The 25466-nt window shown below is 72.2% G+C and carries 22 protein-coding genes; 16 read left to right on the forward strand and 6 right to left on the reverse strand.

All coding sequences use genetic code 11. The features are described 5' to 3' along the window. Window positions 1-203: 203 nt before the first annotated feature. The 6 genes from AAH979_RS08060 to AAH979_RS08085 are packed head-to-tail and all read left to right on the forward strand — an operon-like array spanning window position 204 to window position 7933. The gene (locus AAH979_RS08060) at window positions 204-1445 is read left to right on the forward strand and encodes a glycosyltransferase (protein ID WP_346257414.1); all 1242 of its coding nucleotides are present in this window, start codon (window positions 204-206) and stop codon (window positions 1443-1445) included. Beyond that, window positions 1438-2976 (forward strand): O-antigen ligase family protein, encoded by a 1539-nt coding sequence (locus AAH979_RS08065; RefSeq protein WP_346257415.1) that lies wholly within the window; start codon window positions 1438-1440, stop codon window positions 2974-2976. Before AAH979_RS08060 ends, AAH979_RS08065 begins: the two co-directional genes overlap by 8 nt. Further along, the gene (locus AAH979_RS08070) at window positions 2930-4024 is read left to right on the forward strand and encodes a glycosyltransferase (protein WP_346257416.1); all 1095 of its coding nucleotides are present in this window, start codon (window positions 2930-2932) and stop codon (window positions 4022-4024) included. Before AAH979_RS08065 ends, AAH979_RS08070 begins: the two co-directional genes overlap by 47 nt. Further along, entirely contained in the window at window positions 4021-5214 is a 1194-nt protein-coding gene (locus AAH979_RS08075) for a glycosyltransferase family 4 protein (RefSeq protein WP_346257417.1), read from the forward strand. The genes AAH979_RS08070 and AAH979_RS08075 overlap by 4 nt, the downstream gene beginning before the upstream one ends. Further along, window positions 5211-6770 (forward strand): lipid II flippase MurJ, encoded by a 1560-nt coding sequence (locus AAH979_RS08080; RefSeq protein ID WP_346257418.1) that lies wholly within the window; start codon window positions 5211-5213, stop codon window positions 6768-6770. Before AAH979_RS08075 ends, AAH979_RS08080 begins: the two co-directional genes overlap by 4 nt. Beyond that, window positions 6767-7933 carry a glycosyltransferase gene (locus AAH979_RS08085; protein WP_346257419.1) on the forward strand — a complete coding sequence of 389 codons (1167 nt, stop codon included), beginning with the start codon at window positions 6767-6769 and terminating at the stop codon, window positions 7931-7933. The genes AAH979_RS08080 and AAH979_RS08085 overlap by 4 nt, the downstream gene beginning before the upstream one ends. Window positions 7934-7958: 25 nt before the next feature. On the opposite strand, the gene AAH979_RS08090 is transcribed toward AAH979_RS08085, so the two are convergent. After that, window positions 7959-9491, reverse strand: coding sequence for a hypothetical protein (locus AAH979_RS08090; protein ID WP_346257420.1), 1533 nt, complete (start codon window positions 9489-9491; stop codon window positions 7959-7961). 190 nt (window positions 9492-9681) lie between these two features. Beyond that, window positions 9682-10260 carry an alpha/beta hydrolase gene (locus AAH979_RS08095; RefSeq protein WP_346257421.1) on the reverse strand — a complete coding sequence of 193 codons (579 nt, stop codon included), beginning with the start codon at window positions 10258-10260 and terminating at the stop codon, window positions 9682-9684. 176 nt (window positions 10261-10436) lie between these two features. On the opposite strand from AAH979_RS08095, the gene AAH979_RS08100 reads away from it, so the two are divergent. Further along, entirely contained in the window at window positions 10437-10640 is a 204-nt protein-coding gene (locus AAH979_RS08100) for a hypothetical protein (RefSeq protein ID WP_346257422.1), read from the forward strand. A gap of 57 nt (window positions 10641-10697) precedes the next feature. Here the strand turns inward: AAH979_RS08100 and AAH979_RS08105 are convergent, their stop codons facing one another. Beyond that, a complete protein-coding gene (locus AAH979_RS08105) occupies window positions 10698-11108 on the reverse strand; it encodes a four-helix bundle copper-binding protein (RefSeq protein WP_346257423.1) in 411 nt (136 codons plus the stop codon). A 398-nt stretch (window positions 11109-11506) separates the two neighbouring features. Here AAH979_RS08105 and AAH979_RS08110 point away from each other — a divergent pair, with 398 nt between their 5' ends. The 3 genes from AAH979_RS08110 to chvE all read left to right on the forward strand — a co-directional run bounded on the left by AAH979_RS08110 (window position 11507) and on the right by chvE (window position 15092). Next, window positions 11507-12052, forward strand: a complete 546-nt coding sequence (locus AAH979_RS08110; protein WP_346257424.1) for a DUF523 domain-containing protein — start codon at window positions 11507-11509, stop codon at window positions 12050-12052. A 237-nt stretch (window positions 12053-12289) separates the two neighbouring features. Further along, on the forward strand, window positions 12290-13831 hold the full coding sequence (gene araA, locus AAH979_RS08115; RefSeq protein WP_346257425.1) for an L-arabinose isomerase: 1542 nt from the start codon (window positions 12290-12292) through the stop codon (window positions 13829-13831). A 133-nt stretch (window positions 13832-13964) separates the two neighbouring features. Continuing rightward, on the forward strand, window positions 13965-15092 hold the full coding sequence (chvE, locus tag AAH979_RS08120) for a multiple monosaccharide ABC transporter substrate-binding protein (protein ID WP_346257426.1): 1128 nt from the start codon (window positions 13965-13967) through the stop codon (window positions 15090-15092). Window positions 15093-15160: 68 nt separating this feature from the next. Here the strand turns inward: chvE and AAH979_RS08125 are convergent, their stop codons facing one another. Next, window positions 15161-16354 (reverse strand): transposase, encoded by a 1194-nt coding sequence (locus tag AAH979_RS08125; protein ID WP_346257427.1) that lies wholly within the window; start codon window positions 16352-16354, stop codon window positions 15161-15163. Window positions 16355-16488: 134 nt separating this feature from the next. Between AAH979_RS08125 and mmsA the strand changes: the two genes are divergently transcribed. The 4 genes from mmsA (at window position 16489) to AAH979_RS08145 (ending at window position 22050) form a co-directional block, all read left to right on the forward strand. Beyond that, window positions 16489-18105 (forward strand): multiple monosaccharide ABC transporter ATP-binding protein, encoded by a 1617-nt coding sequence (gene mmsA, locus AAH979_RS08130; protein WP_346257428.1) that lies wholly within the window; start codon window positions 16489-16491, stop codon window positions 18103-18105. 6 nt (window positions 18106-18111) lie between these two features. Then, the gene (gene mmsB / locus AAH979_RS08135) at window positions 18112-19374 is read left to right on the forward strand and encodes a multiple monosaccharide ABC transporter permease (protein ID WP_346257429.1); all 1263 of its coding nucleotides are present in this window, start codon (window positions 18112-18114) and stop codon (window positions 19372-19374) included. 272 nt (window positions 19375-19646) lie between these two features. Continuing rightward, window positions 19647-20123 (forward strand): hypothetical protein, encoded by a 477-nt coding sequence (locus tag AAH979_RS08140; protein ID WP_346257430.1) that lies wholly within the window; start codon window positions 19647-19649, stop codon window positions 20121-20123. Between the two features lie 118 nt (window positions 20124-20241). Beyond that, window positions 20242-22050, forward strand: a complete 1809-nt coding sequence (locus AAH979_RS08145) for a glycoside hydrolase family 15 protein (protein ID WP_346257431.1) — start codon at window positions 20242-20244, stop codon at window positions 22048-22050. A gap of 76 nt (window positions 22051-22126) precedes the next feature. On the opposite strand, the gene AAH979_RS08150 is transcribed toward AAH979_RS08145, so the two are convergent. Further along, complete coding sequence (locus AAH979_RS08150) at window positions 22127-22927, reverse strand: aminoglycoside adenylyltransferase domain-containing protein (RefSeq protein WP_346257432.1); 801 nt, start codon at window positions 22925-22927, stop codon at window positions 22127-22129. Window positions 22928-23067: 140 nt separating this feature from the next. Between AAH979_RS08150 and AAH979_RS08155 the strand changes: the two genes are divergently transcribed. Beyond that, on the forward strand, window positions 23068-23547 hold the full coding sequence (locus tag AAH979_RS08155; protein WP_346257433.1) for a hypothetical protein: 480 nt from the start codon (window positions 23068-23070) through the stop codon (window positions 23545-23547). 84 nt (window positions 23548-23631) lie between these two features. Here the strand turns inward: AAH979_RS08155 and AAH979_RS08160 are convergent, their stop codons facing one another. Next, window positions 23632-24426 carry an NAD-dependent deacylase gene (locus tag AAH979_RS08160; RefSeq protein ID WP_346257434.1) on the reverse strand — a complete coding sequence of 265 codons (795 nt, stop codon included), beginning with the start codon at window positions 24424-24426 and terminating at the stop codon, window positions 23632-23634. A gap of 28 nt (window positions 24427-24454) precedes the next feature. Here AAH979_RS08160 and AAH979_RS08165 point away from each other — a divergent pair, with 28 nt between their 5' ends. Continuing rightward, window positions 24455-25432, forward strand: a complete 978-nt coding sequence (locus AAH979_RS08165) for a histidine phosphatase family protein (RefSeq protein ID WP_346257435.1) — start codon at window positions 24455-24457, stop codon at window positions 25430-25432. Window positions 25433-25466: the final 34 nt, after the last annotated feature.

Raw genomic sequence — 25466 nt, forward strand, 5'->3', positions numbered from 1 at the left:
GGCAACGGGATGACCAGCCGGTCCGGTCGAAACTGGATAAAGCGGAGCGCCACCGAGGCCGGCTGCCGCCGCGTCCCGCCGCTCCCCTAGGGTTCCCTGGTGCGACAGCGCGCAGCCATTGACAGAATGACTCACCCTACGGTCGATCGAGTCTTCCTCGGCAGCGTCCGGTGCGCGCTGCCCGAACAGGCCGGAAGAGACAGGTGACGACGACACGACCGCGTGGTGGCGGCGCCGGGGGCGGGCCGTCCCGGCCGACGATGCTGGTGCTGGGCACCGCCGAGTGGAGCGCGCAGATCGCGACGAACCAGCACTACGTGGTGCGGGAGTTCGCGCGGGGCTTCGAGACCCACTTCGTCGAGTCGCTCGGCCTGCGCCGGGTCCGGTTCGACGCCCGGGACCTCACCCGGATCGCCCGCCGGGTCCACAACTCCGTCCGGGGGCACGCCGGGACCGCCCACCGGCCGGTACCGGAGCGGGCCACGATCGTCTCGCCGCTGATCGTGCCGGTGCACCGCCGGCCCACTCGGCTGGTCAACCGGCTGCTGCTGGAGCGGGCCGTCGCGCGGTGGCGGGACACCCCCCGGCCCCGGGGCCTGTGGACGTTCACCCCGGTCACCTACGGCCTCGAACGGTACGCCGACTTCACCGTCTATCACTGCGTCGACCTGCTGGGCGCCTTTCCCGGGGTGGACGCGGTCGCCGTCGCGGCCGGAGAACGCCACCTGGCCGGGCAGGCCCGGTGCGCCATCGCGACAAGTGACGCCGTCGCCGCGCACCTGGCGGAGGTCGGCTTCCCGGACGTCCGTACGCTGCCGAACGTCGCCGACGTCGACGTCTTCGCCGCGGCCAGCCGTCCCGCCGCGCAGCGCCGTCCGGCGGCGCTGTTCGCCGGCAACCTGTCACCGCACAAGCTGGACTATCCACTGCTCCGTGCCCTGGCCGATGCCCTGCGCGGCCGGGGCGAGCTGCTGCTGGCCGGCCCGGTCGCGGCCGGCGGTGGTGGCTTCGACACCGAGCTGGCCGAGCTGGAACGGCTCGGCGCGCGGTATCTCGGCGTGCTCGGCATCGACGAGCTGGCCGAGGTGGCCGGCACCGCCACGGTGGGCCTGGTGCCGTACGCCCTGAACCCGTACACCGCCGGGGTCAGCCCGCTCAAGTGCTACGAATACCTGTCGGCCGGGCTGACCGTGGTGAGTACCGCCGTGCCGGACGTGGTCCGGGCGGCCCGGGGCACCGACGCGATCGGCGTCGCGGACTCCGCCGACGACTTCGTCGCCCGGGTGCTGCGCGCCATCGAGCCCGGGCCGGATCCGGAGATCGCCGCCCGGGTCGAGCACGCCCGCGGCTTCGGTTGGCAGGCCCGGGGCGAACTGCTGCGGAGCATCGTCACCGGAGCGGGCGGGGCGCGGCCGGCGCCGACGACGGGACCGTTGCATGTCTAGCCCGCTGCCCGCCGCCCGGCGGCTGGTCGACGGGCTCGCCACCGCCGCCGCCGATCCGGCCCGGCTAGCGGTGCTGGCGACCGTCGTGTTGGTCCTCGCCCTGCCACAGATCTACCCGCTGCCCCGGGGCAGCGTCGACATCGCCCTCGGCACGGCCGTCGCGCTGCTGCTCGCCCCGGTGGTCCTGCTCGCCGCCCGGGGCGATCTGGTCCGCCGGCTGCTCCGGCTGGCCCTGGTCCGGATCGTGCTGCTCCTGCTGGCGCTCCGGCTGCTCACCCTGGCCTGGTCACCCGAGCCGCGCGCCGGGTTGCAGTTCATCACGCTGCTCGGCCAGTTCGTCGTCACGCTGGTGCTGATGTCGGCGGTGGCCCGCGGAGGCACCGCACCGCTGCGCAGGCTGCAACTCTGGTACTGGCCGTGGGTGCTGCTCGAAGCCGGCCTGGTCGTCGCCTTCCGGCTGCTGCCCGGGCTGGAGGACGCCTTCCTGCATTCGATCGGCGGCTACTTCGCCGGCCAGAACACCGTCGCGGCACTCTTCGGCGACAACCCGAACAACGTGCTGGACCCGGCGAAGGCCGGTGGGGTGTTCATCAACGCGAACGTCGCCGCGATGTTCCTCGGGATCAACGGCCTCGCCGCGTTCGCGCTGGCGGCGCTGACCGGCGCCCGTCGGGTCCGGGTGGTCGGGGTGGTGGCGCTGGTCGCGGTGCTGTTCACCGGCTCGAAGTCGGCCACGGTGCTGGTGGTCGCGCTGCCGGCCGCCGCGTACGGCTTCCACCGGCTGCGCCGGTACGCGACCCCGGTGCTCCGGCGGTACCTGCTGATCGCCGCCGTACCCGTGGGCGCGGCCGTGGCCCTGCTGCTGACCCTCAACCGCGGTTTCCTCGACGCCATGCTGGAGGCGTTCGTCGGGCGTGCCGCGATCTGGCAGTTCGGCGCGGAGGCGTTCCGGGACAGTCCGCTGCTGGGATTGGGCTACGGCGGCTGGAACCTCGGCTTCGCCGCGTACGCCGACGAGCACGACATCTGGCGGGTCTTTCCGCCGCACAACATCCTGCTCGGGGCCTGGGCGGTGACCGGGATCGCCGGGCTGCTGCTCACCGTCGCGTTCTTCGTCGCGACCTTCCGGCTGGTCGCCCGGCTCCTCGCGGTCGACGGGCAGGCCCGGCAGGTGTACGTCGTCTGCGTCGGCGCGGCGCTCGCCTGGATCCTGGTGCAGGGGCTGGGGGAGAACACCGACATCTTCGGCGACATCCACCTGATCCCGATCGTCTCCCTGCTGCTCGCCTACCTGATCCGGCCCGTCACCGCCGAGTCGTCCGCCGCCGAGTCGTCCGCCGCCGAGGAGTCACCTGCCGCCGAGGAGTCCGAGGACAATGTCAGCCACCCCGACCGTGGGCGTCGTACGACACCAGCCGTTCCGGCCGTCGGAGACGTTCATCACGAGCCAGGCCCTGGCGATGCGGAGCTTCCGGCCGTTGTTCGTGGCGAGGGATCCGGTCCCGAGCCTGCTGCCCACCGGCGCGGCTAGCCCCGCGACGGGGTCCGACCCGGCCGGTGCCACTCCGCAGGCCGGACCGGCCGGTGTCGCGTCGCCACCCGACTCGGTCAGCGTCGCCGACTTCGGCCGGGCCGCACTGCTGGCGTACACGCTGACCCGGTGGTCGGCGCCGTTGCGCCGGCTGCTGGCGGAACGGGGGACCGCGCTGCTGCACGCGCACTTCGGGGTGGAGGGCGTCTACGCCGCCCCGCTGGCCAGAGCGCTGGGCGTCCCGCTGGTGACCACCCTGCACGGCTTCGACGTGACCATCACCAAGTCCCGGCTGGTCGCGTCGAGGAAACCGTCCTGGCTGAACTACGTCGCCTGGCGGGGCGAGCTCTTCGACGTGGGCGCCACCTTCCTCTGCGTCTCCGAGCACATCCGGCGCAAGGCGGTCGACTGGGGCTATCCGGCCGACCGGCTCGTCGTGCTGCCGACCGGGGTGGACGTCGACCTGATCCCGTACGCCGGGGTCGCCGAGCCGCCCCGGATCCTGCACATCGCCCGGCTGGTGGAGAAGAAAGGGACGGCGGACCTGTTGCGGGCGTTCGCGGCGGTACGCCGGGCCGTACCCGAGGCCGAGCTGGTGATCGTCGGCGACGGGCCGCTGCGGGAGCGGCTCGACGGGCTCGCCCGGGAACTCGACGTGTCGGCGGCGGTCCGGTTCCTGGGCGCGCGGTCGCACGCCGAGGCGCTCGACTGGTTGGGCCGGTCCCGGGTGCTGTGCCAGCCGAGCGTGACCGCGGCCTCGGGGGACCAGGAGGGGCTGCCGACGGTGTTGCTGGAGGCGGCGGCGAGCGGGCGGCCGGTGGTCGCGACCGCGCACGGCGGGATAGCGGAGGCGGTGACCGACGGTGAGACCGGCTTCCTGGTGGCCGAGCGGGACGTCGCCGCGCTGGCCGAGCGGCTCACCGCCCTGCTCCGCGATCCGCAGCTCTGCCAACGGTTCGGCGAGGCGGGCCGGCGGACGGTCGTCGAGCGGTACAACCTGCGCCGGCAGACCGACAGGTTGGAATCGCTGTACAGGACCCTCGGATGATCGAGTCGATACTGGTCTTCTCCCGGGCCACCCCCCGGCACCACATCGGGGGGATGGAGATCCTCTCCTGGAGCCTCGCCGCCGAGCTGGCCCGGCACGTCCGGCAGGTTCGGGTCGTCACCACCGCCGTACCGGGGGTCGACGGGCCGTTCACGGCGGACGGCGTCGAGGTGGTGCCGCTGGCCGGTACCCGACCCGGCCGCTACTCGGCCGCCTGGTGGCGGGAGTCCCGGGCCTACTGGACGTCGCTCGCCGAGCCGCCCGGGGCGGTGCTGTCGGTGAGCGCCGGGGCGTACGCGGTGGCCCGGACGCGGGCGCGGCACCCGGGTACGCCGTTCGTGCTACAGGCGCACGGCACCTCGATGATGGAGATCAGTTCGAAACTGCGGGCCGGTAGTCCCCGGTTGCTGGCCACCGCGCCGAAGAACGCGGCCTGGCTGCTGCGGGATCTGGCCCGGTACCGGGACTTCGACCGGATCGTCGCGGTCGGTGCACGGGTGGTCGACTCGCTGGCCGCCCGGCCGCAGCGCTGGTTCGCCCCGGCGGACCGGGTCCGGCACATCCCCAACGGCGTACGTCCGGCGGACCACGCCGCGGACCTCCGGGCCCGGCGGGAACTCCGGGCGGCGTTCGGCATCGACGAGCGGGTGACGGTGGTCGGCTGTGTCGGCCGGCTGCACGCGCAGAAGCGACTGGACCGGGTGCTGCGGGCCGCGGCGGTGCTGCGCGACCGGGGACACGCCGCCCGGTTCCGGTTTCTGCTGGTCGGGGGCGGTCCCGACGAGAGCCGGCTACGTGGACTGGTCCGGGACCTCCGGTTGGCGGACCTGGTCACGTTCGTCGGGCAGGTTCGGCCGGACGAGGTCGGGCGATACCACGCGGCCGCCGACGTGGCCCTGCTCACCACGGCCCACCTCGAGGTGGGGCTGCCGATGGCGATCCTGGAAGCGCTGGCCAGCGGGCTGCCCTGCGTCGTGTCCCGGGGCATCGCCGGGCCGGCGGCGCTCGACTCCGCGGTGCACCCGGTCGACACCGACGATCCCGGTGCGCTCGCCGACATCCTGCACGGCATGCCGCCGGTACCCGCACCGCGGTCGAGCCTGCTGCCGGACGAGCTGACCCTGGCGCACTGCGCCCGGAGCTACCTGGCGCTGCTCGTCGAGCTTCGAGGCCGGTACGTGGCACCGTGACCAGGATCTTCTTCCGGCTGGTCCTCGGCGGGGTGACCGGCAAGCTGCTCGGTCTGCTCCGCGAGGTCCTGCTGGCGGCGCTGTTCGGCGCCGGACGGGCGGTGGCGGCCAACCGGGTCGCGCTGACCGCCACGCTGATTCCGGTCAACTTCTTCACCGCCGACGCGCTGTCGGCCGGCTTCCTGCCGTTGTACGTGCGGTACCGCCAGGAGCGGCCGGCCATGGCCCTGGTGCTCTACCACACCGTACGGTCGCTGCTGGGCGCGTTCTCGCTGCTGCTCACCGTGGCGCTGCTGTTCGGCCGGGCGGCCTGGGTCGACCTGCTCGCGCCGGGCCTGGACCCGGAGACCGCCGCGCTCGCCGCGACGATGCTCGGGATAGCGGCGCTGTCGGTGCCGTTCTACGTCCAGTACGGCCTCTACACCCTGGTCGGACTGGCACACGACGACGTACGCCTGATCAACATCCGCCCCTCGGTACAGAGCCTCGGCCTGATCGGCGCGACGCTGCTGGCCTACCTGACCGGCGACGTCGCGATCCTGGCCTGGGGCTTCACCGTGCCGTACGTCCTGCTCTGGGCCTGGGCCGCCTACTGGGTGCGGCGCCGGGGTTACCTCGCCGCGGTGGACGATCCGGGCCCGGCGCTCCCGGCCGGCACGGCCCGCCGGCTGGCGCTGGGGATGTTCTGGCGGCGGCTCCGGCCGCTGCTGCTGATCCCCGTGATCCTCCAGGGGTCGATCGGGGTCGAACGTGCGGTCGGCTCGCTGCTCGGCATCGAGGTGGTCGCGGCGACCGAGTACGCCCGGTTCGTCGTCGACTCCTGCATGGCCCTGCTCGCCGCCCCGCTCGGGCTGGCCGGCCTGGCGTCGTTCGCCCGGATGGACCCGGCCCAGGTGGCCGGCGGGCTCCGGCGGCTGCTGCCTCCGGTGGTCTTCGTGACCGTGCCGCTCTCGTTGATCCTCTGTCTCAACAGCACCGGCATCGTCACCCTGCTGTACGCCCGTGGCGAGTTCGACGACCAGGCGGTCCGGATCTCCGCCACGCTGCTGCTGGGCTTCGCCCTCGGCATCTGGGCGCAGGTGATCGGCTACACCCTGGTGAAGGTGCTCAACGCCCGGGGCCGGAACCTCCAGGTCGCGATCGTGATGGCGGTCTCGTACACCGCCGCCGCCGGGCTGAACCTCCTGCTGTTCCGGCACTGGGGGGCGTTCACCCTGGGCGCGGCGGCATCGGTCGGCGGACTGCTGATGTTCCTCGTCTCGGCGCGCCTGCTCGGGGTGCTCGGCTACAGCCTGCGGCTGGTCGCCACGCTGCTGCCCGGGGCGGTCGCGGCCGCCGGGCTCGGATACCTGCTCGCCGGTCCGGGCCTGCTGCGGCTGGTCGGCTCCTGCGTCGGGATCCTGCTGGTCTGGGTGGGCCACGCCGCGCTGGTGCCGGCGCTGCGCCGGACCTACCTGGTGGGCATCTGGGCCCGGGCACGCGGGCTGGGTGTGCGGGACAGGCCCGGAAAACCCCGTGACCGTGACCGGACTCCGTCGGATGGAGCATCAGCATGAGTGCCGAAGAGGTACGCGACCGGCAGGCGCGATCCGCCCCGGACGGTGCCGCCGTCGACGGGCCGGTGTCGCTCGACCATCTCGCCGACCGGTCGGTGGCGGTGGTGCACGAGTGGTTCGGCGCCACCGGCGGCTCGGAGAACGTCTTCCGGCAGATCGCGGCGCAACTGCCGCACGCCGAACGGTTCGTGCTGTGGAAGGACGAGGGAGTCGACGAGCCGGACCTTCGGGAGTCGTGGCTGGCCAGGACGCCGCTGCGGCGTACCAAGGCGGTGGCGTTGCCGGTGATGCCCCTGGTCTGGCGGACGCTGAGCCGCGAGCGGTTCGACGTCGTCGTCTCTTCCAGCCACGCCTTCGCGCACACCGTGCGGCTGGGCGTACCGGAGCGGACCCGCTACCTGAGCTACGTCCACTCACCGGCCCGGTACCTCTGGAGCCCGTCCTTCGACGGTCGCGGCGCCAATCCGTTGCTGGCCGCCCCGAGAAGGATCCTGCAAGCCGTCGACCTGCGGCTGAGTCGGCACGTGCACAGCTACGCCGCGAACTCCCGCGAGGTGCGGGACCGGATCCGCCGCTACTGGGGCCGGGACGCTGTGGTGATCAATCCGCCGGTGGACACCGACTTCTTCTCCTCTCCGCCGGAGCCGGAGCGCCACCAGTCCCGGGAGTACCTGCTCGGGGTGGGGCGGTGGATCCCGTACAAGAACTTCGATCTGATCATCGCGATCGCCGGGGCCGCCCGGCTTCCGCTGGTGGTCGCCGGGTCCGGGCCGGAGGAGGCGAACCTCCGGCGCGCCGCCGCCCGGGCCGGGGTCGCGGTCAGCTTCGAGGTCCAGCCCGACCGGGAGCGGCTGCGGCAGCTCTACTGGGGCGCGAAGGCGCTGCTCTTCCCGGTCCACGAGGACTTCGGCATCATCCCGGTGGAGGCCCAGGCCTGCGGCACGCCGGTGCTGGGGCTGCGCCGGGGAGGTCTGCTGGAGACCGTCGTGGACGGCCGGACCGGCCTCCTCGTCGATTCCGTGACCGCGGCCGACTACCTGCCCCTGCTCCGCCGCCTCGACGAGCTGGACCGGGACCGGCTGGTGGCGCACGCCGCCGGCTTCTCCCAGCAGGCGTTCTCGGCTCGGGTGCGCCGCTGGATCGCCGAGCAGACCGCTCGGTGAGCGGCCGGCGGGCGGCGAGGCCCGGTCAGAAGACCAGCGTCTCGCGCAGGTAGGTCGCCACCCGACGCAGCTCCTGGGCACCGTTCTCCGGGGCGGTCATCCGGAGCACCAGTTGGCGGTCGACCCTGTCCTCGCTGGTACCGCTCTGGAAGTACGCCACCACGACCAGCCCGTGCCGCTGCTCGCCGTTCTCCTGCAGCGTGTTCGTCTCGAGGAACGCCGAGTTCTGGCCGCTGCGGATCCACCGCTTGCCCCAGGCCTCCTCGGCCTGCCGCATCGCGACCTGCTGCGCCTCGTCACAGGGCTGCGCGCAGTCCCGTACGACCAGCTCCCCGCCGTACTCCGGCTTGTCGCTGCCCGGCGGCACCCCGCAGTTGTACTTGGTGAAGCCCTGCGCCCGGCCGGAGAGCACGCACTGCCAGCTCGCCGGCACCTTGACGGTGAACGTCAGGCCCTCCAGGTCCGGCAGGGTACGCACGTTGTCCCGCTCGGTGAAGGTCGGCCACTTCGCCGGCCACGCCCCGGCGGTGGGCGGCTCCAGACCCGGCTGCAACGGCGGGTTGGTCGGTGCCGGCGGCGGCAGGCTGCTCGCGGTCGGCTTCGCCTCGGGCGGCGGGTCGTCGCCGCCACCGCCCGAGAGGCTCACGGCGAGGATGGTCCCGCCACCGGCCAGCACCAGCACGATCACCGCCGCGATGGCAATCCAGAGCCAGTTGCGCCGCGGCTTCGGTTCGGAGGGGACGATGTGCCGCACCGGTGAGTAGAGCGGGTCGTGCCCGGACGCGTTCGTCGACAGGTCGGCCGGGTATGCCCGCGGCATCTCCGGCAGCGGCTGCGGCGGCCCGGAGACCGAGTCCGGCGGCACCGAGATCTGGTACGGCGGTGCCGAACTCTGGTCCGGCGGCACCGAGATCTGGTATGGCGGTGCCGAACTCTGGTCCGGTGGCACGGAGACCTGGTGCGGCGGTGCCGAGGTCTGGTGCGGCGGTGCCGAGGTCTGGTGCGGTGGCGACGACGTCTGGTGCGGTGGCAACGACGTCGGGGTCGCGTTCACCGGCGGCGCCGGCTGCGGGGGCCCGGCCTGCCACGGGTTGGGCGGCGCCACGCCCGATGTCAGCCTGGTCGTGGGGGTGGCCAGTTCGTCGTCGTCCGGCACCGAGGAGCCGTTCGCCGTTCCGGCGGCCGTCGGCGAGGAGACGGCGGTGGTCTTCATGGTCGGGGAGTCGCCGTCGCCCAGTCCCTCCTGCGCGGGCCGGCACTCCATGCCCAGCGCCGCGAAGAGTCGTTCGCCACCCTCGGTCTCACTGGCGGCGTAGGCGACCCAGGGTGCGGGCGCGGCGAACTCGGCGTGCACGTAACGAGGACCGCCCGCACCGGGCTGCGCCAGCGCCTGGGCGGTGCCGACGAAAGCGTCCCGCCAGCGTTGGTCACCCGCGACGGCGGCGTCCAGCACGGCCACCGTGTACGAGTTGCCCTGCCCGTCGATGGCGGACCAGACGCTGCCTACCTGGCACAGGCTGACCGCCTCGATGAACTGGTACGGACCCACTGGCTGCATCCCAACCCACTTCCGCTTCGCTCTGTGCGGATCCTAGCGAGGCGAGACCAGTGCACCCGAGGCCCCTCCGGAGGCCCGGTGGTCGTGTCGTGCCCGCCGCAGTCGTCCGGTGATAGTACATGAGTACTGACTCAGGGTGTCGGGCGCCACAGGAGCGATGTGGACAGTGCCGGGAAGGTCGCCGAGCTGCTCAGCCCGGTTCCTGGTGGAGTTCGGCGAGCAGCCGCTCACCGGCGGGCCAGGGGCCGTGTCCGCTCGCGGTCTCGACATGTCCGACGTCGCCCGCGTCGAACAGCTCCGCACCCCAGTCCTCGGCGTACTCCATGAACTGTGCGAACGTCGTGTACGGGTCGGTACGGCTGGCCACCATGATCGACCGAAACGGCAGCCGGGTACGCGGTACCGGGCCGTAGACGCTGTCGTCCGGTGGACGGTTCGGGTCGGGTTCCCAGGCCGGGTCGAGGTAGGGCGGGGTGACGAGCAGGGCCCCCCGGACCGGGCCGGTGTGCCGGGCCGCCCAGGCCGCGACGGTGAGGCAGCCGGCGCTGTGTGCCACCAGCACCGCCGGGTCCGGTGCCGCGCAGACGGCCTCGTGCAGCGCGGCGACCCGGTCTGCCAGGGTGAACGGCGGACCGGGCGGATAGGGTGCCCACCGGTATTCCGGATGTGCGTCGGCCCAGCGTCGCAACCAGTGTTCCGGCTTCGGGCGACCGCGTCCGGGCACCAGCAGGGTCCGGGTCAGCGTCCGCATTCCAGGGTCGGTAGTCACACCGCCAAACTAGTCCTGGCTATCTCGGTGGCTCACGCGGCGCCGAACGGGGCAGAATGACCGGCATGACCGCGCCGACTCCAGACTGGATCCGCGTCCTGGCGTTCGAGAACACCGGTCGGCTGCACCCGGCGGCCGCGCTGCGCGGTTGACTGCGTGACCGGGGCATCGACTGGATGCCCTTCGACTCCGACGACGTCCGGTGCGGGTTGGCCTGCGGCCCCGGACCGGACGGCCGGTGGCGTGGCTGGTACGACGTCCGGGTGCGGGCGGAGGCCCTGCGCCGGCTCGGGTTGCATCCGGACCAGCCGACCTCGACGGTCACCGGAGCGTCTCCACCAGCGTGGTGGCACGCCGCCGCCGAGCGGGCCGCCCGCTGACCGGCGACCCGGACTGACGCGCGAGGGCCGCTGACCGTCGTCGGGCCGTCGGTCCGCTCAGCGGCTCATCGCCGCCAGCACTTCCCGGGAGGCCCGTTCGGCGACCCGGCAGGCCTCGGCACAGATCCGGCAGTGCTCGTGCATCTTGGCGTGCCGATCGCACTCGTCCGCACAGGACCGGCAGGCGGTCGCGCACGCCTCCAACAGGCTGCGGCTGAGGTTCGCGTCGTAGCCGGTGTGCCGGGACAGCACCCGCGCGGTGGTGGAGCAGACGTCGGCGCAGTCCAGGTCGGTCCGGATGCACTTGACGAGCTGGGCGACGTCCGCCTCGCTCAGGCAGGAGTCCGCGCACGAGGTGCAGGCCTGGGCGCAGGCGAGCAGCGCGTCGATCGACCTGGCCAGCAGGTCGCGGTCGAGGTTGATCTCTCCCGGGTACGTGGCCAGCATGGGCCGGGTGGCGGCAGTCATTTCGCGTCTCCTCGCGTCGGCGGTCGGCTCCGCGTTCGGTGGCCGTCCATCTGCCGATACCCGGTGCCGCCGAGGTCCATTCGGGCTTCGGCCGACCGGTCGGCATCCCCGTGGCGCACTGTCGAGCTGCCCCGTTTGGGTGCCCGCCGACCCCGGAGCCGCGCTCCGCCCTTCGGTGTCCCGTCGGTGCCGCCTGCTCCCGCCCGGTGTCGCCTGCTCCCGCGCTGTGCCGCCCGGCCCGCCTGTGCCCGGTGCCGCCCGGGTTCCGCGCGCTGTGCCACCCGGTTCCGCTTTCGGTCGGGCGCCTAGACTTGGGTCCGTAGCGCCATGTTCCGGACTTCTCTCCGGAGGCGCCGTGTTCCGCGCCGATCTGCCGGCGACTCGCGGAGGAGGCGGATATGGACGCCGCAACGGGTGGTACCGACAACACCCCGTCCACCTTCGCCCAGGAGGGCAGGGCACTGTTCCTGATGAGCGCCTGCCTGGCCGGGACCCGCTGCGCGTACGACGGTGGCGCCGCGAAGGAGGAGGTGGCGCCCGGCGCCGACGCCCGGGTCCGGCTGGTCTGTCCGGAGGTGATGGGCGGGCTGCCGACCCCGCGCGACCGTGCCGAGATCGTCGGTGGGGACGGATTCGACGTACTGGACGGCCGCGCCCGGGTGCTGACCCACCGGGGCGAGGACGTGACCGAGGCGTACCTGGCGGGTGCCCGGCGGACCCTGCGGATCGCCCGGGCATCCGGGGCGGTCGGGGCGGTACTCCAGGACTACAGCCCGTCCTGCGGCTGCCGGCAGATCAGCGACGGGACGTTCCGACGGAACCGGATCGCCGGCCAGGGGGTCACGGCGGCCCTGCTGCTCCGCAACGGGTTCCAGGTCGTGGCGCACCACGAGTACGACGCGTCGGCGCCGTTCCCGTCCGCTCCGGCGGCGCCCCCGGAGTGAGCGCCGTGCCGCGCACCCGACAGGCGCCCCGGCAGGCGACCGTCGCGCGGCACCGGGTCGGAGGCGGCGACCGTTCGACGTTCCGGACCGACCGTTCGACGCCTCAACGCACGACCTGCGGATCTGCGCGCTCCCGTTACTGAAGCGTTACGGTGTACGGTTTGACTGCTCCAATGTTAGCGGTAACACTCGGCTCGCGACGTGATCGCGACCAGACCGTCGGGGCTGGCAGGAGCCATGCCCCAAGTAGGAGAGGTGGACATGCCGCCGGCCACGCATCCGCAGATCTGGTTCCTCACCGGGAGCCAGCACCTGTACGGTCCGGAGACCCTCGACCAGGTCGCGTCCCAGTCGCAGCAGATTCTGCGCACGCTCACCGGCTCCGGTCAGATCGTCGCGGACATCGTCTGGAAGCCCGTACTGACCGAGGCGTCGGCGATCCGCGCTGTCCTGCTGGAGGCGAACGCCGACCCCGGCTGCCTCGGCGTGATCGCCTGGATGCACACCTTCTCGCCGGCCAAGATGTGGATCACCGGCCTGGACGCGCTGCGCAAGCCGCTGCTGCACCTGCACACCCAGCTCAACGAGGCGCTGCCCTGGGAGTCCATCGACATGGACTTCATGAACCTCAACCAGGCCGCGCACGGCGACCGCGAGTTCGGGTTCATCCAGACCCGACTCGGACTGGCCCGCAAGACGGTCGCCGGGCACGCCTCCGACCCGACCGTGGTGGCCCGGATCGACGAGTGGGCCCGCGCCGCGCTCGGCCTCGCGCACCTGCGCAACCTCCGGCTGGCCCGGTTCGGCGACAACATGCGCGACGTCGCCGTCACCGAGGGCGACAAGGTGGAGGCGGAGCTGCGGTTCGGCGTCTCGGTCAACACCTACGGGGTCAACGACCTGGTCGAGGTGGTGGACCGGGTCGCCGACCAGGAGGTCGAGCGGCTGGTCGGCGAGTACGCCGACACCTACCGGCTCGCCCCCGAGTTGGCCAAGGACGGCGACCGGCACGAGTCGCTGCGGTACGCGGCCCGGATCGAGGCCGGGCTGCGGGAGTTCCTCGCCGAAGGCGGCTTCGGGGCGTTCACCACGAACTTCCAGGACCTCGGCGGGCTGCGGCAACTTCCCGGGCTCGCCGTGCAGCGGTTGATGGCCGACGGCTACGGCTTCGGCGGCGAGGGCGACTGGAAGACCTCGACGCTGCTCGCCGCGGTCAAGGCGATGGGCGTTGGGTCTTCCCGGGGCACCTCGTTCATGGAGGACTACACCTACCACTTCGGACCGGGCGAACCGAAGATCCTCGGCGCGCATATGCTTGAGGTCTGCCCCAGCATCGCGAGTGGGCGCCCGTCGTGCGAGATCCACCCGCTCGGCATCGGCGGCCGCGAGGACCCGGTCCGGCTCGTCTTCGACGCCACTCCCGGTCCCGGGGTGGTGATCGGGATGGCCGACCTCGGCGAGCGGTTCCGCCTCGTCGCCAACGAGATCGAGGTGGTGCCGCCGGACGAGCCGATGCCCCGGCTCCCGGTCGCCCGTGCGGTGTGGAAGCCGGCGCCGTCGCTGAGCACCTCCGCCGAGTCGTGGCTCACCGCCGGGGGGCCGCACCACACCGTGTTGACCCAGGCGGTGGGCGCGGCCACGCTGCGCGACTTCGCGGACATGCTGCACACCGAGCTGGTGCTGATCGACGAGCGGACCACGACCGCGGACTTCCGGGACCGGCTGCGCTGGAACCAGGCATACCACCGACTCGCCCAGGGGCTGCCCGGCCGGGGCTGACCCTGACCCGCAGGGCCCGCGCCGGGGCAGCATCGCCCGGGCGGGCCCGCCCCGCCACCTCGCCGGCCGTCCCGTGACCCGGGCCGGCGGCGGACCGGAAACCCGCACGCCGTACCAGGAAATGGAGGACCAGATGAAATTCGTCCGGCTCGCGGCGGTGGCCAGCGCCGCCACGCTCGCCGCCGCGCTCACCGCGTGCGGATCGAGTACCAAGACCGTGGACCAGGAGGCCGGCTCCGGCGACAACGCCGGGGCGCTCGTCGGGGTCACCATGCCGACGAAGTCCTCCGAGCGGTGGATCCACGACGGCAACAACGTCAAGGCGGGCCTGGAGAAGCTCGGCTACACCGTCGACCTCCAGTATGCCGAGAACGACATCCCGGCCCAGGTGAACCAGATCGAGAACCAGATCACCAAGGGCGCCAAGGTGCTGATCATCGCCTCGATCGACGGCACCGCCATCACCACCCAGTTGCAGAACGCGGCGGACAACAAGATCCCGGTCATCGCGTACGACCGGCTGATCCGGAACAGCCCGAACGTCGACTACTACGCCACCTTCGACAACTTCAAGGTCGGGGTGCAGCAGGCGACCTCGTTGCTGGTCGGGTTGAAGCTGAAGAACGAGGACGGCAGCGACGGCACCGCCAAGGGACCGTTCAACGTCGAGCTGTTCGCCGGCTCGCCGGACGACAACAACGCCACCTTCTTCTTCAACGGCGCGATGTCGGTGCTCCAGCCGTACATCGACAAGGGCACCCTGGTGGTCAAGAGCGGGCAGAAGGACTTCAAGACCGTCGCCATCCTGCGCTGGGACGCCGGTACGGCGCAGCGCCGGATGGAGGACCTGCTGACCAAGACGTACAGCGGCGGCACCAAGGTCGACGGGGTGCTCTCGCCGTACGACGGGCTGTCGATCGGCATCCTGTCGGCGCTGAAGAGCAACGGCTACGGCACGTCCGGGCAGCCGTACCCGGTCGTGACCGGGCAGGACGCCGAGGTGGCCTCGGTGAAGTCCATCATCGCCGGTGAGCAGTACTCGACCATCTACAAGGACACCCGGCAGCTTGCCGAGGTGGCGGTCAAGATGGCCGACGCGGTGCTCAAGGGGAGCAAGCCCGAGGTCAACAACGAGAAGGACTACGACAACGGCAACAAGGTCGTGCCCTCCTTCCTGCTCGATCCGGTGATCGTCAACAAGGCCAACTACAAGGCCATGCTGATCGACACCGGGTACTACAAGCCGGAGCAGCTCCAGTAGTACGGTCGCGGCGGTCGCCCGGGGTGATCCCCCGGTGCGGCCGCCGCGCCTGGAGGCGATCCGTTGGCTTAGTGCTTCCCCATGGTTGGTAGCCGGGGGATTCCTGGCTCGGACCGCACCCGACCGCCCTCTCGGAAGGAGGTGATCGCATGTCTCACGTCGTCGGCACCAGCACGGTCACGCTCTGCCGTGGCGAGGATCGTCCTCGCGGCGTTCCGGTCCCGACACGCGGTGTACCCGCAGGTGTCGCACCGGAAGACTCTGACACCCAACCCGAGGCGTTCCTTGGCTCTCGTACCGCACTGCGAGCAGGTCATCGTGGTGTAGGCGGGCGGTACCAGCACCACCTTCCGGCCCGCCCGCATGCCACGGTCGACCAGTTCCCGCTTCGCCGTGCCGATCGCCGCGTCAGCGGCCTTGCAGGCCATCCGGGATTTGGTGAGGAATGTCGGCTTGAAGTCCTCGACGGCGATCAGGGCGTGGTTGTCGACGATCTTCTTCGCCCAGACCCGGGCGTGGTGGGTGTTCTGCCGGGCCGCCTTCTTCGCCAGCTTCGCCGCCTGGCGCTTGGCGCGCAGGTAGCCGTTCGACGGCGGGGCGCCCTTCACCCGTCGGCGGCGTGCCATTCTCCGTTGGAGTTTGGCGAGTTCGGCGGCGCAGCGTTTGCGGTGGCCGTGGTGTGGCAGGTCATAGGCGGCATCCGTCGTGGTCGCGGTCGTCGTGACACCCCAGTCGACACCGATCGCCCCCTGAACGTCGGGTGCGGGTGTGATCTCGCGGCGGACGACGAAAGAGGCGTACCAGTGCCCGAGGCAGTCCTGGTAGACCCGGACGCTGGTCGGATCGGACGGCAGCTCGCGGGACCAGACGACCGGAATGGTGACGCCGCCGGGCAGCCGCAACCGACGGTCGCGGACCGAGAAACCGCGCGTGGTGTATTCGAGGCTGGGCAGGGAGTCCTTACGCCGCTTCGGTCTCGGCCTCCCTCGACCCTTCACCCTGAACGAGTGCTGGAGGGCGAGAGCGTAGGTACGCAGCGTCTGCTGCTGCGCGACCTGGGACCCTTCCCGCAACCACGACGACCGCGCCCGCGCCTCGGTCAACAGCTTCGACAACGTGCCGAAGGTCGGCCTACGCCCGGTCCTGTACTGGTGGACGGCCTCGTTCCACAACCAGCGACACCGCCCCCACTCGGCCAACAGCGCGGCCCGCGCGGTCGCGCAGGGACGCAACCGGTAGGTGTACCGCACCACCTCTTCCACACCCGCGAGCATCCCAGCCGCATCCGACAGTTCTGGCCCCGCAGAGGAGTCGACGCCATGCCGACAACCAACGCAACGCCTGACCGCCCATTCCTTCCCATGGCCGAAGCCACGGGTTTCCCGGGCGGCTCTTGATGACCGACGACATTCTGCGGATGCGGGACATCACCAAGACCTTTCCCGGGGTACGGGCGCTGCACGAGGTCAGCCTCTCGGTGCGCCGGGGTGAGATCCACGCGATCTGCGGCGAGAACGGCGCCGGGAAGTCCACCCTGATGAAGGTGCTGTCCGGGGTCTATCCACACGGCTCGTACTCCGGGGAGATCTTCTTCGACGGCGAGCCCTGCGAGTTCGCCGACATCCGGGACAGCGAGCGGCGCGGGATCGTCATCATCCACCAGGAGCTGGCGCTCTGCCCGCAGCTCTCGATCGCCGAGAACATCTTCCTCGGCAACGAGCGGGCCAGCCGTGGCCTGATCGACTGGAACCGGACCAACCACGAGGCCGCCGAGCTGCTGGCCCGGGTCGGGCTCTACGAGAACCCGGTGACCCAGGTCAGCGACATCGGCGTCGGCAAGCAGCAGCTCGTCGAGATCGCCAAGGCGCTCTCCAAGCGGGTCCGGCTGCTCATCCTCGACGAGCCCACCGCGGCGCTCAACGACCGGGACTCGGCGCACCTGCTCGACCTGCTGCGCGGCCTGCGCGACCAGGGCATCACCTGCGTGATCATCTCGCACAAGCTGAACGAGATCGCGGCGATCGCCGACCGGATCACCATCCTGCGGGACGGCCGGACGATCGAGACCCTGGATCCCGAGTCCGACGAGGTGACCGAGGACCGGATCATCTCCGGGATGGTCGGCCGGGACCTCGACCACCGGTTCCCGCCGCGCGAGCCGCGGATCGGCAGCGAGGTGCTGCGGATCGAGGACTGGACGGTGCACAGCCCCAGCCAGCACGGCCGGGTGGTGGTCTCGAACGCCAACCTCACGCTGCGGCGCGGCGAGATCGTCGGGCTGGCCGGGCTGATGGGCGCCGGCCGTACCGAACTCGCGATGAGCGTCTTCGGGCGCTCGTACGGCACGAACATCTCCGGCCGGCTGGTCAAGGACGGCCGGGAGATCGCCGTACGGTCGGTGCGGGACGCGATCCGGCACGGCATCGCGTACGCGACCGAGGACCGCAAGCGGTACGGCCTCAACCTGATCGAGGACATCAAGCGGAACGTCTCGGCCGCCGGCCTGACCAAGCTGGCCCGGCGCGGCTGGGTCGACGACCACCGGGAATACCAGGTCGCCGACGAATACCGGGCCAGCATGAACATCAAGGCGCCGAGCGTGTTGAGCGTGACCGGCAAGCTCAGCGGCGGCAACCAGCAGAAGGTCGTACTCTCGAAGTGGATCTTCACCAATCCCGACGTGCTGATCCTCGACGAGCCGACCCGGGGCATCGACGTCGGCGCCAAGTACGAGATCTACTCGATCATCAACCGGCTCGCCGACGAGGGTAAGGCCATTCTGGTCATCTCGTCGGAGCTGCCCGAACTGCTCGGCCTCTGCGACCGCATCTACACCCTCTCCGCCGGCCGGGTCACCGCCGAGGTGCCGCGCGCGGAGGCGACCCAGGAGTACCTGATGCGGTACATGACCAAGGGCCAGGCCGACCACGGCGACGCCCGCACCAGCTCGGACGACCCGGGTCCGGCGGACGCCGCCGGCCGGCCGGGCGACCCGACGAACGGACAGGAGTAGACCTCGATGAGCGCCACCGCACCCACCAACGCCGACGTCGCGGTGAGCGGGCCCGGTCTCGGTGAACCGTCCGCCCCGGCCGGCGGCTCCGGCCGCCGGCTGTCGGTGAACCTGCGGCAGAGCGGCATCTACGTCGCCTTCGCGCTGATCGTGCTGCTCTTCTCGGTGCTGACCGACGGGGCGCTGCTCCAGCCGCAGAACATCTCCAACATCGTCGTACAGAACTCGTACGTGCTGATCCTGGCGATCGGCATGATCCTGATCATCATCGCCGGGCACATCGACCTCTCCGCCGGCTCGGTGGTGGCGGTCACCGGGGCGATCGCGGCGGTACTGATGGTCGAACACGACGTACCGTGGCCGCTGGCCCTGCTGATCACCCTCGTCGTCGGCGGGCTGATCGGTGCCTGGCAGGGCTTCTGGATCGCCTACTTCGGCATCCCGGCCTTCATCGTGACCCTGGCCGGCATGCTGCTGTTCCGGGCGCTCACCCTGACCGTCCTGGGCAACCAGGGCATCGGCCCGTTCCCGGACCCGGTGCGTACCCTCGCCAACGGCTTCACCGAGGGCTACCTGGGCAACGTCGGGCTCGGCCCGCTGGGCGGGGCCGACCTGTTCAGCCTGCTGGTCGGGATCGTCGCTATGGCCGGCATCGTGCTGGTGCAGTGGCGTAGCCGGGTGGCCCGGCTCGGCTACCAGCAGAGCGTCGAGCCGCTGCCGCTCTTCGTCCTCAAGCTCGCCCTGGCCGGCGTCGTGGTGATGACGGTGATCGTGCAGCTGGCCCGGTTCAAGAACCTGCCCTGGGTGCTGATCCTGCTCGCGGGGCTGATCCTGGCGTACTCGCTGCTGACCAACCGGGCCGTCTTCGGCCGGCAGATCTACGCCGTCGGTGGCAACCTCCAGGCCGCGACCCTGAGCGGCGTCAAGGTCAAGTCCGTGATCTTCTGGATCTTCGTCAACATGGGCGTACTGGCCGCGCTTGCCGGGGTCATCTTCGCCGGCCGGCTCAACCAGGCCGGGCCGACCGCCGGCAACGCCTTCGAACTCGACGCCATCGCGGCGGCGTTCATCGGCGGGGCGGCCGTGCAGGGCGGCGTCGGCAAGGTGGTCGGGGCGATCACCGGTGGCCTGATCATGGGCGTCATCAACAACGGCATGTCGTTGATGGGTGCGCCCAGCGAGCGGGTGATGCTGGTCAAGGGCGCGGTACTGCTCGCGGCGGTGGCCTTCGACGTCTGGACCAAGCGGCGCGCCGGAGCCTCCCGGTAGTACCGGCTTCTCGTCGATCGGGCAGCGCGCTCGTCGTCGCTCCGGCAGCGCGCTCGTCGTCGGTCCGGCTCGTCGTCGGTACGGCGAGCCGCGCGGCGTCGGAGGGCCATGGCGCTTACGGTGGAAATCCGGACGAACCATCAGGATCGTGGTGGCGCCGGAGCCGGGCGTGCCCGATGCCGTGCGACCCACTCGGGAGTCGGGAGGCGGGCCGGTGGCCGATCCGGGACGCGCCCCGGCGAGCGGGCCCGCGCCGGGGAATCCCGACTGAGATGGACTGGGCTGGATGGGCACTGTTCGGTGTGGTGGCCACCGCCGCGCTGACCGCGGCGATGATCACGGCGCAGCTCGCCGGGCTCACCCGGGTCGACCTGCCGCTGATCCTCGGCAGCCTGGTCACCGAGGACCCGGACCGGGCCCGGGTCGCCGGGTTCTTCCTCCACCTCCTGGCCGGTCAGGGATTCGCGCTCGGCTACGCCGCGACGTTCGCCCTGCTCGGGCGGGCCACCTGGTGGCTCGGAGCGCTGCTCGGCGTACTGCACGTCGGCATCACGCTGACGGTGTTGCTACCGCTGCTTCCGGGCGTACATCCCCGGATGGCATCGGCGCGGGCCGGTCCGTCCAGTACGGCGGTGCTGGAGCCGCCGGGCCTGCTGGCCCTCAACTACGGCGTGCAGACTCCGCTGGTCACGGTGGCCATGCACGTCCTCTACGGGTCCGTCCTCGGCCTGCTCCTCCAGGCCCGGTGAGCCGGACCCCGGCCGGAGCGGCCGTGCACCGCGCCGACGGCGGACCGGCACGCCGGGCCGACGGCGGAGCGGCACACCGGGCCGACGGGTTCCGGTCGGGGTGCCGGCGAGGGCCGCGATGACCAGCGAACCGGCCGCCGACCCGGGGCTGCCACCGATCGCGGACTACGGGCTGCTCGGGGACACCCGCACGGCGGCCCTGGTCTCCAGTGCCGGTGCGATCGACTGGATGTGCGTACCCCGGTTCGACGGCGCGCCCCTGTTCGGCCGGCTCGTCGGCGGCGCGGCGGCGGGCACCTTCCGGATCGGCCCGGCCCGACCGGCCGAGGTGGTCGAGCGGCGGTACCGGCGGCACACGGCAACCCTGCGGACGACCTGGGCGGTCGGCGACCGGCGGCTCACCCTCACCGAGGGGATGGTGGCCGAGGTCGCCGGACGGATGCTCCCGGCGATGCTCCTGGTCCGACGGCTCCACGCCGCCGGAGGTCCGGCCGAGGCCGTCGTCGAGTTCGACCCCCGGCTCGGCGCCGACCACCGGCCGCCGCGGGTACGCCGCCGCCGGTCACTGCTCGTCTGCGAATGGGGCTCGCTCGCGGTGTCACTGACCTGCGCTCCCGGGCGCCTCGTCGAACCCGGCCGACCGGCCCCGGTGACCGTCCACCCGGACCGACCGGTCACCTTCGTACTGGTCATGGCGCACCGGGAACCACTGCTGTACGTCGATCCGGAGGCGGCCTGGGAACTGCTGCGCGCGGACGAGGCGCACTGGCGGGCATGGATCGCCGACGTCGATCCCGACCTCCCGTTCCGGGACGCGGTGGCGCGCAGCCTGCTCACGTTGCGGCTGTTGACGTACTCGCCGTCGCATGCCCCGGTCGCCGCACCGACCACCTCGCTGCCGGAGCAGCCCGGCGGGGTACGGAACTGGGACTACCGCTACGTCTGGCCCCGCGACGCCAGCATCTCCGTCGCCGCCTTTCTCGGCGTCGGCAAGCCCGACCAGGCCCGCGGCTTCCTCGCCTGGCTGTTGCGGGCCAGCCGGTTGCAGCGACCGCGGCTACCGGCACTGTTCACCCTGGACGGACTGCGGGTGCCGGGGGAGCGGCGGCTCGACGGCTGGCCCGGCTACGCCGGCAGCACCCCGGTACGCCTCGGCAACGGCGCGGCCGGCCAGCACCAGCTCGACGGCTACGGCTGGGTCGTCGACGCCGTCTGGGTGTACGCCCGGGCCGGACACCGCCTCGACGCGGAGACCTGGCGGGCCGTACGCGGCTTCGCCGAGGTGGTCGCCCGGCGGTGGCGGGAGCCCGACGCCGGCATCTGGGAGCTGCGGCACGCCACCCACCAGGTGCACTCCAAGCTGATGGGTTGGCTCGCGCTGGACCGGGCACTGCGGATAGCCGAGACCCATGCACTTCCCGAGCGGCAGCGGCGGCGCTGGCGCGACGCCCGGCAGGCGATCGCCGACGACGTGCGGGCGCACGGCGTCGACCCGGAGCGGTCGAATCTCGTCCGAGGCTACGGCTCCCGGGAAGTCGACGCGGCGCTGCTGGTGCTACCGCTGCTCGGCATCGAGGACGCCGGCTCGTCCCGCGTCACGCGCACCATCGAGGCCATCCGCAGCGACCTGGACGCGGGCGGTCCGCTGCTCTACCGCTACCCACCCGGCCGCGACGGCCTGCCCGGCGCGGAGGCCGCCTTCCTGCCCTGCTCGTTCTGGCTGGCCCAGGCCCTCGCCGCCACCGGACGGCGGATCGAGGCGGTCGAGCTGTTCCAGGCACTCCTCGACCGGGCGAGCCCGTTGGGTCTCTACGCCGAGGAGATGGACCCGGCCACCGGCGCCCACCTCGGCAACTATCCGCAGACCCTGACCCACGCCGCGCTCGTCCAGGCGGTGCTCGCGATCCGGTCCGCACCGGCCGGGTAGCCGGGGCACCCCCGCCGATCCGCTCTGTGCCGGCCTTCGGGCGTCGCCGACGGCCGGGCATTCGGTCGGTCGGGGTTCAGCCGCCGGATCGACCAACCGTGCTTGCGGCGGGGCGGTGCTGGCCGAGCCGGTCGAGGACGAAGGTGAGAAAGGCGTGCACCTGCACCTCGTCCAGCGTGTCGCCGGCGGTCCGGCCCCGGGCGTAACCACGCAGTGCCGCCTGGATCAGCGGACCGAACTCCGGTGCGGCTCCGGCCGCCCACTGCGCCGCCGGCCGCTTCGCGTACCACCGGCGGTGGCTCGCGTACCGCAGCGAGCGGCAGCCGTTGAGCACAGCGTTGTCACCGAGGTCGAGGTCCGCGTGCAGCCGCGCCTCGACCGACTCGACCAGCACCGGCAGCAGCGCGTCGAACGGTACCGGCGCCAGCAACGTCGCGGGCGGCGGACCGAGCAGCGCGAGGCCCTGCTGGCTGCTGATCGACCGGTCGATCGGGTACCAGAACACCGCCTCGTCCTCGCTCGCCCCGAAGCCGACCTTCGGCGGCAGTTCCCGTCCGGTGTTGAGGTTGAGCGCGAAGCCCGCGCCGCTACCGGCGCCGGCCACCGCCGACCGTTCGTACAGTACGAACTCCAGGCCGGTGGCGGGGCAGGGCAGCACGTCGTGGGACAACTCGGCGGCGAGCGTCTCCAGTACCGCCGGACCGGCGCGCTCGACCACGGCGATCAGGTCGATGTCGCTGCGCCCCGGCGAATAACCGTCCAGCGCCAGGGATCCGGTCGGGTAGACGCCGAGCAGCGCGTCCCCGAGTACGGTGCGCAGCCGGTCCAGCACCCGGGCGAGGTAGGCGCTCACGTCGGACGGAAGGGTCGATGTCACGGCGATACCCTGCCATCCCGGCAGAGCGCCTCGCCCGCCCGGGTGAGCCAGGCGTACGGCGAGGGGCCCCGGGGGTGCGGAGGTTTCGTACGATTCCCCACATCCGACGACCGCTCGCCCCCCAGACCCGAAGGAACACCGTGGACTCGTCCCTCGCGATCCTCATCGGCGGCACGGCCCTCTGCGCCGGCGCGGTCGCCTACCTGGTTCTGCTTCGCGACCTCGGCCCACGGCGCGCCGCCGGGGCCGCCGGAGCCGTGACGATCGGCGTCACCGCGAGTTTCCTGCTGATGCTCTACCTCGCCACGCTCGCCCTTCCGGCCGTGCTGGGTTTCGTCGCCGTCTTCGCCGCCGGTGTCGCCTACCCGGTCTTCCTGCGCGACCTCGGTCCACGCCGGGCCGGTGTGGCGGCCGCGGGTGCGGCCGCCGTCGTCACCGCGAGTTTCCTGCTCGTGCTCTACCTCGCCGTGATCGCCTTCATCGCCGCCATCGGCGTGTACCTGCTGCTGCGGGTCCGGATCCGGATCGCCCCCGCGCTGGTCCTCATGGCGACCACCCTCGGCGGGCTGCTCGCCGCCTCCGGGCTCGTCTTCTGGGTCAGCCTCACCTACGTCATGTGACTCGCTCACCCACGTCATTGACGCTCACCCACGTCATTGACGCTCACCCACGTCATGTGATGCCGGCCCGTCCCGCGCGGCGGATCACCTGTTCCCGATGGCCTGCCGGGCGGCCGCGACGAGGGCGGGGAGCACCTGGGCGGCGGTCCCGCGCAGGTTGATCGCGCAGACCTGGTCGAGCGGTGTCGGTTCCGGGTTGACCTGGATAACGGTGGCGCCGGAGCGTGCCGCGATCCGGGGAATCTCGGCGGCGGGATAGACGACACCAGAGGTACCCACCGTCAGCAGGACGTCGCAGCCCACGGCGGCGTCGACCGCCGCCGTCAACGCCGCCTCGGGCAGGGCCTCCCCGAACCACACCACGCCGGGACGCACGAGTGCGCCGCAGCGGGCGCAACGGGGCGGTGGCACCCGGCCACCCTCGTCCGGTTCGACGGTCTCGCTGTGCTGCGTCGTCTCCGGCAGGGCCGCCGGGTGAGCGGCCTCGGCGATGCAGCGGGGCGCGAAGAGGCTGCCGTGCAGATGGACGGGGGACCGGGAGCCGGCCCGCTCGTGCAGGTCGTCGACGTTCTGGGTGACGACCACGGTGCCGGGGATCAGAGCCTCGATGGCGGCCGTGGCGAGATGCCCGGGATTAGGGTGGGCTCGGCGTACCCGGGCGCGCCGCCATTCGTACCAGCCCCAGACGAGGTCGGGATCGGTGTGGAACGCCTCCGGGGTGGCGAGTTGCATGGCGTCGAAGCGGGCCCAGAGCCCGGTGAGATCGTCACGGAAGGTCGGCACACCGCTTTCGGCCGACATCCCGGCGCCGGTGAAGACGACGACCCGACGTGCCTGGCCGAGGCGTGCGGCGGCATCGGGCGGCAGGACGTACTCCATCCGCGAGATCTTGCCATCACTCGGCCGTGTGCTGTCTGCGGCGGCGGGTATCGACTTCGCGACCCTGGTTCGGGCCGGGTCGACGCCGATCGGCGACGATCCGGACGGGGCGGACGCCGCCGGCCCGGAGCGAAGTGTGCGACGCTGGTCTGAATACGATCCCGGCCCGTCGGCCGTCGCTGGTGGCGAGGTGGTGTTGGACGAGGCGCGGCCCCCACTCGCGTCGACGGACGGCGTGGACGCGGGCGCGTCCGGCGGCCCGGCGGCGGGCCCGTACCCGGTCGACGACCGCCGGATCCGCGGTCTCGACCTGACGGTGGTGCGGCACGGCCAGAGCACCGCGAACGTGGCGTTCGCCGCGGCCGAGGTGGCCGGTCGGGCCGAGACGGGTCTGGTCGGCCGGGATCGGGACATTCCGCTGTCGCCGTTGGGCGAGCGGCAGGCCGCCGCGGTCGGGCGGCGGCTGGTGGGACTACCGGCGGGCCGGCGGCCGGAGGTGGTGATCTGTTCGCCGTACCGGCGGGCGCGGCAGACCTGGCGGTTCGCGGTGGCGGCGGCCGACGCGGCCGGTGTCCGGCTGCCGGAGCCACTGGTCGACGACCGGTTGCGAGACCGCGAGATGGGCGAGCTGGAGCTGCTGACGAGGGCCGCGATCGGGGTACGGTTCCCGGCCGAGGCCGCCCGGTGGCGGGAGACGGACGAACTCCGGTACCGCCCGCCCGGCGGCGAATCCCTGCTCGACGTCGGCGCCCGGCTCGCGCCGCTCCTCGCCGACCTGCGCACCTCCCACGCCGGCCGGCGACTGCTGTTGGTCGCCCACGACTCCGTGGTACTCATGCTGCGTCACCTGATCGAGCGGCTGTCGCTGGCCGAGCTGCGCGCCGTGGTCGCCGCCGGTCCGGTCGCCAACGCCTCGTTCACCGCCTGGTCCGATGTGGACGGGGACGACGGCCCGGTGCTGGTGGAGTACGACGTCGTCGACCATCTGCAGGCCGATCCCTCCTGACGGCTGCCGGCGACCCGGTTCGGCGGAGGTGCCG

The sequence above is a fragment of the Plantactinospora sp. ZYX-F-223 genome (assembly GCF_039649625.1).
Lineage (GTDB): Bacteria > Actinomycetota > Actinomycetes > Mycobacteriales > Micromonosporaceae > Plantactinospora.